This window comes from Aureimonas psammosilenae (assembly GCF_009176975.1).
In the GTDB taxonomy this organism is placed as follows: Bacteria; Pseudomonadota; Alphaproteobacteria; order Rhizobiales; family Rhizobiaceae; genus Plantimonas; species Plantimonas psammosilenae.
This window is the reverse complement of record NZ_WEZG01000018.1, coordinates 1-12921: the sequence shown is the minus strand read 5'-3', so window position 1 is coordinate 12921 and position 12921 is coordinate 1. Positions and strand designations below refer to the sequence as shown.

Below are 12921 nucleotides of genomic sequence, written 5' to 3'. Positions count from 1 at the left end.
CGCTGTCCATGGCGGCGGCGCGAATTTCGGCCATATGGCGAAAGCGCGGCCGGGTCGTCGGTTCGCGCTCGATCGATCGGGAGAACCAAACCATGCGGATCGTCTTCACGGGAGGCACCGGCAAGGCCGGGCGGCACGTGGTGCCTTATCTTCTCGGTCAAGGACACGAGGTCCTGAACGTCGATCTGACGCCCCTGGACCTGCCTGGCGTCAACACGTTGCAGGCCGACATCGCTGAGAGCGGGCAGGTGTTCAACGCCCTGTCGAGCCATTTCGGCTTCGAAGGATACGACACCGGCGCGGGGCCGGCGAAAGTCGACGCCGTGGTGCATTTCGCCGCCGTGCCGCGCGTTCTGATCCGCCCCGACAACGAGACCTTCCGGGTCAACACGATGGGCACCTACAACGTGATCGAGGCGGCGGTGAAGCTCGGCATCCGCAAAATCGTGATCGCCTCCAGCGAAACCACCTATGGCGTGTGCTTTGCCGAAGGCGACCGCGACTTCCACGCTTTTCCGCTGGAAGAGGACTACGATGTCGACCCGATGGACAGCTACGGCCTGTCGAAGGTGGTGAACGAGCGCACCGCGCGCGCCTTCGCCGAGCGCTCCGGGGCCGATATCTACGCGCTTCGCATCGGCAACGTAATCGAGCCGCACGAATACGACCGCTTTCCCGCCTTTATGGCCGATCCGCCGAGCCGCAAGCGCAATGCCTGGAGCTATATCGACGCGCGCGATCTCGGCCAGATCGTGGATCTCTGCTTGCGAAAGGACGGGCTCGGCTTCCAGGTCTTCAACGCCACCAACGACACGATCACCGCGCGCGAGCCGACTGCCGAGTTCCTCGCCCGCCAGTGCCCCGGCACGCCGATCACGCGCGAGCTCGACGAGTTCGAAGCCCCGCTGTCGAACCGCAAGATCCGCGACGTGCTGGGCTTCAAGGAAGAGCACAACTGGCGGCGCTACGTGCCGGATTGAAGCGATTTCCTTCCGCGCGCGCCGCGTCTACCGGGCGGCGCGCGCGGAAACACGCAACGGCCCCGCCATGCGCGCCAGAACATCGTCGCGGCGCGCAAAACGATGCGCGAGCGCCATCGCGACGTGCCCGGCGATCAGAACGCCGAGCCCCCAGGCCAGCGGCGCATGAAGAAGATCCGCCGGGAGGATCAGCCATGCGATCTCGCGGCCGGTCTGCGGCACGAGCGGGAAACCCCACAATTCGTAGCCCTTGCCGTTGCCGTAGGCGCGGAGGAGCGCCAGCGCCGGCACCGCAAGCATCAGCGCATAAAAGGCGGCGTGGACGCTCTGCGCCAGCCGGCCCGCGATCCCGGCACCCCGCGCCGGTCGCCGGCGGTTGTTGCGAAGCGCCCAAAGGGCGCGCGGCAGAACGAGCGCCACCACCAGAACCCCGACCGTGCCGTGATAAGGGCCGAACAGGGAAACGCCGCGCATCAAGGCCCCGTCGCCGATGAAGCGCCAGCCCACCAGCGTCACGAACTGCCACACGAGAAGATAGGCCGCCGCCCAGTGAAAAACGCGGGACACGATCCCGTAGCGGTCGGGCGTGTCGAGAAGAACGGCGGCGGCGCGGGGCATGGCGGGCGGTGCGTTTCTCAACCGGTCAGGTGGTCCACGAGGATCGACGCGCCGATGCCGATCAGCGCCAAACCGCCCGCGATCTCGGCTGTGCGGCCGAAGCGGCTCCCCAGAAGCCGCCCGGCCAGCATGCCGCCCGTCGACATCAGCATGGTGGCGCAGCCGATGGCGACGGCGATCACCACGATGTTCACATCCAGAAAAGCCAGCGACACGCCCACCGCCATCGCGTCGAGGCTGGTGCCGACGGCGGTCGCCAGAAGCACCCAGACCGAGCGGTTCAAGGCGGCCCCTTCCCCCTCCGGACCACGCTGAAGGGCGTGGAACACCATGCGCCCGCCGACGGCCCCGAGAAGCCCGAAGGCGATCCAGTGATCGACCTCGGCGATATAGCTCGACGCCAGAACGCCGGCGGCCCAGCCGATCAAGGGCGTTATCGCCTCGATCACGCCGAACACGAGGCCGGTGCGCATGGCCTCGCCGACGCTCGGGCGACGGAGGGCCGCGCCGCGCCCGGTGGAAGCGATAAAGGCGTCGATCGACATGCCGAGCGCGAGAATGGCGATGGCGAGGGGGCTCATGAAGGTCGTTTCCCTGGAAACGCGGCAGCTTGCAGAAGAAGCCGCGCCGCGGACTTGCCAGCGGCGACGTAGATCATGCCTGCCCCAAGCACAAGCGCCCATCTTTTGGAACATTTCCAAGTGCGCTCTGCGCAAATGGTTTGTCCTGCGGCAAAATTCGAGCAAGTCTTATGCTCTTTTGACAATATCCTCCGGTTATCCGTGTCTGATAGACTGACGATGACTCTATATGAGAGTCCTATACTGGAAGGACTCTCCCGATCCGGGCATCATCGCGCAACAGAACCTTGGAGCTAGATCGCGGTAAAGCCGTTATCGACGAAGAGATGCGCGCCGTTCACGAAGCTCGCCTCGTCGCTGAGAAGAAACAAGGCGGCGCTCGCGACTTCTTCCGGGCGGCACATGCGGCCTTGGGCCACCGCGATCGCGGCTTCCGACGCGTCGACCCCGTGGCGGGCCAGAAGCTCCACTTCGCGGTTGCCATGGGCGGTGGCGATGAAGCCGGGGCAAACGGCGTTGCAGCGGATGTTGCGGTTGCGGAACTCGACGCCAATGGCGCGCGCGAACATATGCACCGCGCCCTTGGTCAGGTCGTAGAGCACTTCGGCGGGGGTCGCGGCCACCGCCGAGATGGAGGAGGTGCAGACGATCGCCCCGCCGCCCGCCGCGATCATGCCGGGCAGAACGGCGCGCGTCATCATGAACATGGAGCGCACGTTCACGTCCATCAGCCAGTCGTATTCCTCGTCCGTGGTCTCCAGAAACGGCTTCACCACGATGGAGCCGGCATGGTTGAAGAGGGCGGTCGGGGCCCCGAAGGCCTCCGTGGCTTTGGCCACCGCCGCTTCCACCGCTGCGCGCTTCGACACGTCGGCCTGCGCAAAGATCGCCTCGCCGCCGCCATCGCGGATCTCTCGCGCCAATGCTTCGCCCTTGTCGGCCTGTCGGTCGACGATCGTGACCCGCGCCCCTTCGCGGGCGAAGGCGCGCACCGCCGCCGCGCCGCATCCGTCCGCCCCACCGGAAACGAGGGTGCTGCGTCCTTCGAGACGTTTCATGGCGCCACCCTCCTCAAATCCGCTCGCCGACGGCCGACTCTGCCGCCTGGATGGTGGCTTGGCGGCGCGCGATCTCGTCGCCGATCGGCGGCCCGGCAAAGCGCCGGCGCTCGAACAGGACCCAGACGAGGCCGGCGACGATGAGGAAGCCGAGCGTGATGTAAAGCGCGTAGCCGTTCGGCGGCTGGACGCCGAGAACGAAGATCAGCACCATGGCGAGAACCGAAAGGATGGCTGTCGCGGCAAAGGCCGTGCGCCCGATGTTCCACGGCCCCATCTTCGGCCATTTCGCGCCGCCATAGGTCAGAAGCCCCGCCGCGATCGGGATCGCGAAGGAGAAGAACAGGAAGATCACGGTGCAGGACACCACGATCGAATAGGCCGAGGACTCGCCGAAGGTGACGAGCGAGGTGCCCCACACGAACAGGACCGACAGGATCGAGCCCGTCCAGATGGCCGCAACGGGGGTGCGAAAGCGCGGGCTGACCTTGGACAGGGCGCGGGATGCGGGCAGGCCCCCGTCGCGAGAAAAGGCGAAGATCATGCGCGACACGGAAGTGACGGTGGCAAGGCCGCACAGGAACTGCGCGACGAGGATCGCCGCAAAAAGCACGTTGCGGATCACCGGCGGGATCTGCGCGTCCATTGCCCAGAAGAACACGTTCCAGCCTTGCGCGGCAGCCGCGTCCATATCCGGGATCATCAGCACGAAGGAGCACAGGACGATATAACCGGCGATGCCCGACCAAAGAACCGAGGACACCATGCCGCGCGGCACGGCATTGGCGGCGTCGCGCGTTTCCTCCGAGGTGTGGGCGGAGGCGTCGTAGCCGGTGATCGTGTAGATCGGCAGGAGGAGACCGAGGAGGAACGCCCAGGTCGTCGAGACTTCCGGCCAGACATTGCCGCCCGCCGCGCCCGAATAATTGTGGAAGGTGAAGAGCCGCGCGACGTCCCAGGAGGGAGCGAAGGCGAGGCAGGCGAGCGCCAGCGCCACGGACGTCACGAGGATCAGGGAGCCGGAAAAGTCGGTGAGCTTCGCGGTGAGGCCGATGCCGACATGGTTGATCACCGCCTGGAGAACGGTGATGGCGGCGAGGAACCCGATGCGCGTTCCGATCGTGTCGCTCATGCCGATGGCGGGGCCGAAGGCGCCGAAGAAGAAGTAATAGGTGCCGACATTGATGGCGCCGAGAACGGTGACGAGGCCGAGAAGGTTGAACCAGGCGGTGAGCCAGCCGATGAAGCGGTTCCCGAGGATCGAGCCCCAATGATACAGCCCGCCGGCGGTGGGATAAGCGGAGGCGATCTGCGCCATGGCGACCGCGAACACGCCCGACACGAGGCAGCCGAGCGGCCAGCCGATGCCGATCGCCGCGCCCCCCGCCCCGGATGTCGCCTGCGCCAGCGAATTGATGCCGCCCGACAGGATGCAGATGATCGAGAAGGAAATGGCGAAGTTGGAAAAGCGGCTCATGCGCCGTTCCAGCTCCTGCGCATAGCCCATGGAATGCAGGGCCTGCATGTCGGTGTGCTTCTGATCGTCCGTATAGGGCGCGGGCGCGGCGGCCTGGCGTTCGGCGGGCATCGGCGTCTCCGACGGGTTCGCGTGACAAGGTGGCGCGAGCGCCGGACACCCTTCCCCGAAGGCCCCGGCTCCGCACCGGCGCACAGTTTGTAACCCTGTTCAAGGAAGTGGCAATATCCTTGAAAGGCTATTCACATCGCGATGCGCGATTTGCGGTGGGAATGGGGCGGAAAAAGCGTGGCGGCTGCGATCGCGCACCCGATGCACTGCTTTCGCTCCGGCCAGCGAGGAAGCGCGTGCCCACGATCGCCGTCATCGGCAACAATGAGACCACGGTCTATGCCGACGATCATCATCCGCCGCATTTCCACGTCCCGACCGTCGAGGACGATGCTCTCGTGCGTCTTTCCACCCTGCAGGTCATGGCCGGTCGCATTCGCGCCAAGGATTTTCGCATCGCCATCGAATGGGCGGGGGCTCATGTCGAAGTCGGCACATGGGACGGACCCGGATTACGCTGGGGGATCGCCGCAATGGCGGAAGCTGACCGTCCACCAACGCGAATGATGGGTGGAAAGCTTCCGGTCCGCTTCTGGAGCAGTTTAGCGATAAACTGCCATTCGCGATCGCAGTGAGTTTCACGAAAACGATCGTGTTTCGGGGAACACGGCGAGAGCGATGCGCCGGGGCCGCAGCAGTCCACTGCCGCTCCCAACACCGTCATGGAATCAGTCAGACACGCTTACCCGTCGCAGAACCATGCCTGCATGGTGCAACACATCATGGGTCGCGAACTCCCCATCAGCTGTGAAGCCCGTATCGTCGATATAGTCGATGTGGGTTCCTGTGACCCGGTAACTGCCCTGATAGGTGTGAGTCCGCCCGTCTCGCGCCTCGTCGTACCGGCCGTTCGCCAGGAGTTCGTGGCGGATGCGGCCGTCCACGGTCACCCATAGGCCCAGATAGGGATGCGATACCGCGCTCATGCGGGGTTCCCGACCGGACGCACCACGATCTCGGTGGTGTCCACGTCCGCCGGCTGCGTGATCGCGTGCAGGATGGCGCGGCCGATCGCGTCCGGCTGGAGCGCGACCGCCCGGAAGGCCGCCATCGCCGTCCTTGCGGCCTCGTCGGAGATGCAGTCGGCCAGTTCCGATTCGACCACGCCGGGGCAGACGCTGGTCACGCGGATGCGGTCGTTCTCCTGGCGCAGCCCGTCCGAGATGGCGCGCACGGCGAATTTGGTGGCGCAATAGACCGCCGCCGTCGGTGAGACCTGGAGGCCGCCGATCGAGGCGATGTTGATGATGTGACCGGACCTTTGCGCATTCATCGTCGGCAGCACCGCTGCGATGCCCCAAAGGACGCCCTTGATGTTCACGTCCACCATCCGCTCCCATTCGTCGATCCTAAGCGAGGCCATGGGGGAAAGCGGCATTACGCCGGCGTTGTTGACGATCACGTCGATGCGCCCGAACTCGGCGAGCGCGGCGCTCGCGAAAGCGGCCACGTCGTCGCGCTTCGTGACGTCGAGGCGGCGCATCCGCGCGATGCCGCCTGCCGCCGTGATCTCGGCCGCGAGGTATTCCAGCCGGTCTGTGCGCCGGGCACCGAGAACGACGGTCATGCCTGCCTGCGCCAAGACGCGGGCGGTGGCTTCGCCGATACCGCTGCTCGCGCCGGTGATGAGGACGATCTTGTTCATGCTGGTTCCATTTCCGTGGTCGCGGGGAACCTAGTCGGGCACAACGGGCGGGACTATCGTCGCAATCCCGCATGACCTGGTTAGCTGAACTGGACAATGAAGATCGACCTCAACGCTCTCGCCACCCTCGCAGCGGTCGCGCGCGCCCGCAGCTTCCGGGCGGCGGCCGATCAGCTCGGCGTCACCCGCTCGGCGGTCAGCCAAGCTGTCCGCAAGGTGGAAGACACGCTGGGAACGGCGATGCTGCGTCGGACGACGCGCAGCGTCTCGTTGACGGAAGCGGGTGAGGCCTTACTGGATCGTATTGTGCCGGCGCTCGCCGAAATCGAAGCAGCCGCCAAGTCCGCAGCTACCCATGAAGGGAAGCCCACCGGCCTTCTGCGCCTTGCGGTCTCCTCCATTGCGGAGACCTTTCTGTCGGGTGATCTGCTGGCGTCCTTTCGAGCCACCCATCCAGACGTGCGGCTCGATATCTTCGTCACCGATGCGGAGTTCGATATCGTGGCGAGCGGGTTCGATGCCGGCGTAAGGCTTGGCGAGGTGATCGAACGCGACATGATCGCGGTGCCGGCGAGCCGGGAGCAACGCCAGATCGTCGTTGCCGCGCCGTCCTATTTGGATGCCGCTGGAACGCCCGCGCACCCGCGCGAACTGACGCAGCACCGTTGCATTGGCTGGCGATCGTCCGTCGAGGCAGCACCTTACCGTTGGGAGTTCAGCGAAGGTGGGCGTGAGTTCGCCGTTGCAGTCGAACCAGAAGTGACCACCAACGACATGGCGTTGATGGTCAAGATGGCGCGGGCCGGCAGCGGACTGACCATCGGCATGGCCGAGACCTTCGCGCCGTGGCTGAAAAGCGGGGACCTTAGCGAGGTTCTGGTACCATTCTGCCCGCCGCTTCCGGGCTTCTTCTTGTTCTATCCCAGTCGCCGTCACATGCCGCTGAAGCTGCGCGCCCTTGTGGATCATGTGCGTGAATGGCGTGCCGGGCGTATGTGACGAACGCCGAGATTAAAACGATCCGTCTTACCGCAGAACAATCCACAGTGAGAGGACGGACACCAGACCGCAGCGTGTTCGGGATGCCGACGTAAGATTCCTCAAAATCTGGTCCCGAATGCCTTCGTTCGAAATTGCAAAACGGAGATGGAGAAACGGGACATTTTCTGCACGTTCACATGACCGCTTTCGGGAAGGCGCTCAAGGCGTCGGAAGGGCAGTGAAGGGTCGCCAGGAGGCTGGAGCGCTCAGACGCTTTTGACAAGATCCCGCAGCATCTGTTTGTCATGCTCCAACCCGAGGGTGCCTTCGGCCCGCTCCAGCGCCATTCTCGAATGGTGCCGGGCCGCCTTCGCGAAGCCTGGATGGTCGAGGCGGGCGAGCGTGCGCAAGGCCTTTTGAAGACGGGCACCGACTTCGACGACGCCCGCCCCGTCGCGTCCGATCGCAAGAAACGCGTCGTCGAACAGGTCGTCAACGGCGAGCGGCGGCACGAAGACGTTGCGGATATCGCCTTCTTCGCCATCGACGTCCTTGTCCAACGGCGCAGCCCAAGCCGCCAGGACGCGAAGCAGGCGCCCGATCACATCCACCGCCGTCCCAAGATCGTTGGTAGCCGGCGAAAGTGCGCGGCTGGCCACCTCCGTCAAGACGCAGATGCCGAAGCGCGGGTCCTGATCGAAAGAGCGTCGGTCGCCGATCGTGAAGCACGCTCGAAGGGCATCGGCATCCACCTCGCCCCCAGTCACGCTGGCGATCGCTTCGGTCGGGTCCGCCAATTCGCCCGGCAAACGGCGGACATAAACCTGCGCGCCGGCGTCCTTCGCCAAGCTCGACAGAGCCTCGATATCGACGTGCTGCACGTAGCCGATGGCCAACGGTTCGACGGGCCGTGCGTGGGCTGGAATGCCGCCGTGTCGGTCGGCCAGGGGTTGGCCGCCGAGATAGGGGTTGCAACGCCGTTCGCGAACGGCACGGGTCGCCGTCTCCTCGACGCGTTGCGTCGTCTCCGTTACGCGCCCAAGGCGCGACAGATGGTCGATCCAACGAAGCAGCGTCACGACGATGAAGCCGATCACGAGGATGGTGATGCCGAACAGGACGACGCGGCCCTGGTCTCCATAGGTGCCGGTGGAAAGCGCGATGATACCGACCAGGCTGAACAGAAAAGAGCCGATGAAGGTCGACAGGACGTTCTGGGTGGTCGCGTCCTCCATGATCAGGACGTTGGCGCGCGGCGTCACGTTCGAGGTGGCGGCTGAGTAGGCCGAAACCATGGTGGAAAGCGAGAAGGTCGTCACCGTCAGCATGGACGAGGCGAGGATGGCGAGAATGTTGTCCACCGCGTCCGACCCGATCTTGGCCGACAGGTCGAGTGGAATGAACGGGCTTGCCCAGGCGCCTAGAAGCGCGGTCGCGATCGCCAGAAGCGAGAAAAGGCCGGCGCGGAACCAGATGCGCCGGGTAAGCTGGCGCAGGACCCAGTGGACGCGTCCGGTCATCGTGTCGCCCCCTCATTTTGCGTACGTCGGTGGCGCAGGACGTCGGCGACGAAGTTGCGCGACAGGCTGTGGTACAAGGGCGCGCCCGACACGAGGCGGGCGGTGCCGAAGCCGATCAGCGCCGTCAGCATGACGGGCACAACGTTGGCCTGATTGCCGGTCATCTCCAAGATGATCACGAAAGCGGTCATCGGCGCCTGAACCACGCCCGCGAAGTAGCCCGCCATGCCGAGTGTGGCGCCCAGCGCCGGGCCTGCGGCGAACAGAAGACCGAGCGAGGAGCCAAGGCCCGCCCCCACCGCCAGCGAGGGCGCGAAGATGCCGCCGGGGATACCCGACACCATGGAAGCAAGGCCAGTTGCGAACTTCTCTGCGAAGAAGAAGTTTGGCAGCGGCGTGCCCTCGATCGCCGAGCGCGCCTCCTCGTAGCCCGTTCCGTAGGTGGAGCCGCCCGACAGGAAGCCGAGAAGGGCGACGATGAGGCCACAAGCGGCCGCAACCAGAACGAGCCGCTGGGCAGATCCCCTCGTCCAGCGCCGGATGCGGCGCAGGAGGGCGAGTGCGCTTGCGCTGAACAGGGCACCCAGCGCTCCGCCCGCGACACCGCATGCGATCACAAGGCTCCAACCGGCTGCCGAAGTAACCGCCGCATCGCTCCGTCCGAAATAGGTATAGTTGCCGGTCAGGCTGAGCGAGGCGAGGCCCGCCAGGACCACCGCTGATATCACGAGGCCGTTGGTGCGCGCCTCATAGGCGCGGCCCATCTCCTCGATCGCGAACACGATGCCCGCCAGCGGCGTGTTGAAGGCTGCTGCGATGCCGGCGGCCGAGCCGGCAAGGATCAGGCCGCGCGCTTGCGCCATTCCCCCTAAGCGACCCGCAGCTAGCATGATCGCGGCGCCGACTTGGACGGTCGGACCCTCGCGCCCGATTGATGCCCCCGACAAGAGGCCGAGAAGGGTCAGCAGGATCTTGCCGATGGCAATGCGCAGCGACAGGAGGAGGCTTCGGTCCTCCTCGCTCTCTAGATGGCGGGCGGCGATCGCCTGCGGAATGCCGCTGCCGCCCGAGTTAGGGAAGAAGCGCAGGGCGAGGTAGCTCGAAAGGGCGAAGCCGAGTGGGGGCACGAGCATCGCTGCCGGGTCGGACAAGGAAGAAGCGCGCAGACCAGCGAAGGCCCGCTGCGCCGCATCTGCCAGTTCCGCAAACGCCACGCTGATGAGCCCGACCGCAAGTGCGCCCAACCAGAATACGAGGCGTGGGCGCCAGAGGCGACCCGACAGCCACACCGTGCGCGAGCGCCGCAGCATAGGGGCACGGCGTAGGCGAGCGCGGGTTCGGGCAAGGTTCGTTCGAGGCATCGGGAGAGCTCGCGGGCAACGGTTGATGCCCGTCTTGAATATGCGTGGCCGCGATGTCGAGCGTTCCACCCGGTGAAGGGCAGCTGCGTAAGTGGATAAATGCGTTGCTACTGCCAACGGCAGCTTACCGGAACGGTCTTTCGCACACCAAATGTCGTTAAAGGGTCGAAAGCTGACCGTCCGCTTCCGGGCTCTGTCAGTTGGAAGCGGACATGATCGGTGGTGCGTGGCGTATTCAGACCTGCCGCATACCGCCATCGACGCAAAGCTCGGCGCCGGTGATGAAGCTTGCCTCATCACTGAGAAGAAACAATGTTGCAGACGCCACCTCGTCGGGACGCGCCATGCGGCCCATTGGGATTGGCGCGATCAGCGCCGCACGTCCTTCTTCCGGCACGGCCGCCATCATGTTCGTATCCGTCGGGCCCGGCGCTACGACGTTGACGCGGATGCCGCGAGGCGCGAGTTCGGCCGCCCAGGTACGCGCATAGGAGCGGACAGCCGCTTTGGTAGCCGCGTAGGTGCCGTAGGGTGGGATGCCTATGGCGTCCGCGATCGATCCCATCAAAACGACCGAGGCACCGTCGCCCATGGCGGGTAGGGCCGCCTGGAGGCCGAACACCATGCCACGCACATTCACCCCGAAGTGGCGATCGAAGTGCTCGAGGGTCTGATCCGCAATCGGGGCCGGCTCGGATAGACCGGCGTTCAGAACAAGAAGGTCAAGGCGCCCCTGCGCTTCCCTCACGGCCGCCACAACCCGCAGCAGATCTTCGGGCAGGCTGGCATCGGCCACAAGACCGCGAGCCTGTCCGCCGAGTTTCCAAGCGGCCGCCTCGACCTCGTCGGCCCGCCGCCCAGTCAGAAAGACAGTCGCCCCTTCCTTGGACAGGCGTTCGGCGATCGCCAGCCCGATGCCTTTGGCGCCCCCGACCACGAGAGCGGTTTTGTTCTCAACTCTTGCCATCGCATGTGCTCCTTGTTCAGCGACGGCATCCAGATATACGATGGGTATCTAGTCGCAAGAACGCACTTTGATGAGCCTAGATATGGCGAACGATACCGAACTGGCGCTTTTGTCGGAGCAGGCATGTGGCGATATCGTCCGCATCCGGCCGGTCCTGGATCGGATCGCGGACAAGTGGACGATCCTGATCCTGACGGTGCTGTGCCCCCAACCGGCACGATTCAACGAGATCAAGCGACGGCTGGACGGCATCACGCACAAGGCCCTCGCGGACGCCTTGAAGCGGTTGGAACGCAACGGTTTCGTGACGCGGACCGTCCTGCCGACCGCCCCGATCGGCGTGGAGTACGCTATCACGCCGCTCGGTCACTCGCTGCGCCAGCCGTTCGAGGCCCTTTGTGCTTGGGCGCTTGCGCATGGTCCAGAAATCGAGCGAGCAGGGGCCTGCTACGATCAGGCAAAGGCCGACTGAAAGTTGCACCTCACATAGGCGGAAGGCCAACTCACGTCTGTTTCAAGAAAAATGCCCGACATTCACGGAAGGTCTGTGGAGGGTCGCTTTCAGGAGGTCCGCTTCCCAGCCTTCCCTTCCCAATAGCGGACGGTCGGCTGACGGCCCTTAGTCGCGCATTGGAGATACCTTCTGGCTCGCCTTCTTCCCGACCGACTTGATACCCTGACTCTTCTGTCTAAGCGCGCGCTTCATGTTCCGTTTAACTTCTGCGAGAGTGCCTTTCACAACTTCGATCGTGTTGGTGCTCAACTTGCCCGCAATGTCCTCGCCAACCATACGGTACACGGTCGAGATCATCGAGCGGGTTGCGTTGCCAGAGTCTGTCAGGGTGATCTTGCAGCCATCGATTTCGACCAAGTTCCGGACAGACAGCCTTTCATAGGCTTTTGCGGCGACGAGCCGACGGACATCGAGTTCCTCCGCCACCTCAATGAGGTCGGTGGGTTCGCGGGTGCTCAGCGCAAGCAAGTAATCGTCTTCACCCGGTGATAGGGCGATGGTTGCCAGATGCATGGCGAGCAAATCACGAGTCAGCTTCGAGACCTCGATCATCGAGGCCGCCAAGGCTTCCTTCTCATCGTCATCAGTCCGAGTGGCTTCGAGAACGCTCAAGGACATGACTTCACCTTTCCTAGAGAACTGCTCGAACACAGTTGTCGGAAGTCAAGCTGGCGTAGAGCTGGAGGGACGGCGCCCTCCATCATTTTTGAGGATTGTATTAGCCGGACTTCCGCCTGCCGCATCACCCGAAGAATGTCTCGGCCGGATCCTGAACCACAGCGGTGGGGCGTGATGCTTCTTGAGACTTATTCCGATATCGCACCGAAGACGGGTGCCTCCTGTTCCTGTAGGAAGTTGGGGCGGTATCGAACGTGGGAATGTGGAACCTCCGCAAGAGCTTCCCGGGAGCGGAAAGGCTACATATCGGTGCAGTCACGCTCTCGTGTCGCATTCGAGTTGGGTGGATGAACGAACCCGCTTCCGCGGGAAGGGCGGCGGCTTCGTCGTTTGCGGAATGATGCGAGCGCGTTGCGCTGATTGAGCGTCGCCCGGTGCGGGCGGACGATCCCGGCTCCTTTACCCGGACGGAGCCTTCCCATGACGACCT

General features: G+C 64.6%; 14 protein-coding genes. 4 read left to right on the top strand and 10 right to left on the bottom strand.

Annotated features, from left to right (window positions below):
* Positions 1–92 precede the first annotated feature (92 nt).
* A complete protein-coding gene (locus F9929_RS21885; protein ID WP_152048685.1) occupies positions 93–980 on the top strand; it encodes an NAD-dependent epimerase/dehydratase family protein in 888 nt (295 codons plus the stop codon).
* Between the two features lie 27 nt (positions 981–1007).
* Here F9929_RS21885 and F9929_RS21880 read toward each other — a convergent pair whose 3' ends face one another.
* From F9929_RS21880 to F9929_RS21865, 4 genes are all read right to left on the bottom strand, one after another.
* Complete coding sequence (locus F9929_RS21880) at positions 1008–1598, bottom strand: cytochrome b (RefSeq protein WP_152048684.1); 591 nt, start codon at positions 1596–1598, stop codon at positions 1008–1010.
* Between the two features lie 17 nt (positions 1599–1615).
* Positions 1616–2179 (bottom strand): manganese efflux pump MntP, encoded by a 564-nt coding sequence (locus tag F9929_RS21875; RefSeq protein ID WP_152048683.1) that lies wholly within the window; start codon positions 2177–2179, stop codon positions 1616–1618.
* Positions 2180–2472: 293 nt separating this feature from the next.
* Entirely contained in the window at positions 2473–3237 is a 765-nt protein-coding gene (locus tag F9929_RS21870) for an SDR family NAD(P)-dependent oxidoreductase (protein WP_152048682.1), read from the bottom strand.
* A 13-nt stretch (positions 3238–3250) separates the two neighbouring features.
* Positions 3251–4762, bottom strand: coding sequence for an amino acid permease (locus F9929_RS21865; protein WP_235919515.1), 1512 nt, complete (start codon positions 4760–4762; stop codon positions 3251–3253).
* 299 nt (positions 4763–5061) lie between these two features.
* Here F9929_RS21865 and F9929_RS21860 point away from each other — a divergent pair, with 299 nt between their 5' ends.
* Positions 5062–5400 (top strand): DUF4160 domain-containing protein, encoded by a 339-nt coding sequence (locus F9929_RS21860; protein WP_193227866.1) that lies wholly within the window; start codon positions 5062–5064, stop codon positions 5398–5400.
* A gap of 93 nt (positions 5401–5493) precedes the next feature.
* Here F9929_RS21860 and F9929_RS21855 read toward each other — a convergent pair whose 3' ends face one another.
* Both F9929_RS21855 and F9929_RS21850 read right to left on the bottom strand, forming a co-directional pair.
* The gene (locus tag F9929_RS21855) at positions 5494–5751 is read right to left on the bottom strand and encodes an Atu4866 domain-containing protein (protein WP_152048679.1); all 258 of its coding nucleotides are present in this window, start codon (positions 5749–5751) and stop codon (positions 5494–5496) included.
* Positions 5748–6470: an SDR family oxidoreductase gene (locus tag F9929_RS21850; RefSeq protein ID WP_152048678.1), complete on the bottom strand. Its 723-nt coding sequence runs from the start codon at positions 6468–6470 to the stop codon at positions 5748–5750. Before F9929_RS21850 ends, F9929_RS21855 begins: the two co-directional genes overlap by 4 nt.
* Positions 6471–6566: 96 nt before the next feature.
* Between F9929_RS21850 and F9929_RS21845 the strand changes: the two genes are divergently transcribed.
* Entirely contained in the window at positions 6567–7469 is a 903-nt protein-coding gene (locus F9929_RS21845) for a LysR family transcriptional regulator (protein ID WP_152048677.1), read from the top strand.
* Positions 7470–7717: 248 nt separating this feature from the next.
* Here the strand turns inward: F9929_RS21845 and F9929_RS21840 are convergent, their stop codons facing one another.
* The 3 genes from F9929_RS21840 to F9929_RS21830 all read right to left on the bottom strand — a co-directional run bounded on the left by F9929_RS21840 (position 7718) and on the right by F9929_RS21830 (position 11299).
* Positions 7718–8971 (bottom strand): DUF2254 domain-containing protein, encoded by a 1254-nt coding sequence (locus F9929_RS21840; protein WP_152048676.1) that lies wholly within the window; start codon positions 8969–8971, stop codon positions 7718–7720.
* On the bottom strand, positions 8968–10332 hold the full coding sequence (locus F9929_RS21835) for a chloride channel protein (RefSeq protein WP_152048675.1): 1365 nt from the start codon (positions 10330–10332) through the stop codon (positions 8968–8970). Before F9929_RS21835 ends, F9929_RS21840 begins: the two co-directional genes overlap by 4 nt.
* A gap of 235 nt (positions 10333–10567) precedes the next feature.
* A complete protein-coding gene (locus F9929_RS21830; RefSeq protein ID WP_152048674.1) occupies positions 10568–11299 on the bottom strand; it encodes an SDR family NAD(P)-dependent oxidoreductase in 732 nt (243 codons plus the stop codon).
* An 82-nt stretch (positions 11300–11381) separates the two neighbouring features.
* On the opposite strand from F9929_RS21830, the gene F9929_RS21825 reads away from it, so the two are divergent.
* The gene (locus tag F9929_RS21825) at positions 11382–11771 is read left to right on the top strand and encodes a winged helix-turn-helix transcriptional regulator (protein ID WP_152048724.1); all 390 of its coding nucleotides are present in this window, start codon (positions 11382–11384) and stop codon (positions 11769–11771) included.
* Positions 11772–11918: 147 nt separating this feature from the next.
* Here the strand turns inward: F9929_RS21825 and F9929_RS21820 are convergent, their stop codons facing one another.
* Positions 11919–12425, bottom strand: a complete 507-nt coding sequence (locus tag F9929_RS21820; RefSeq protein ID WP_152048673.1) for a helix-turn-helix domain-containing protein — start codon at positions 12423–12425, stop codon at positions 11919–11921.
* Positions 12426–12921: the final 496 nt, after the last annotated feature.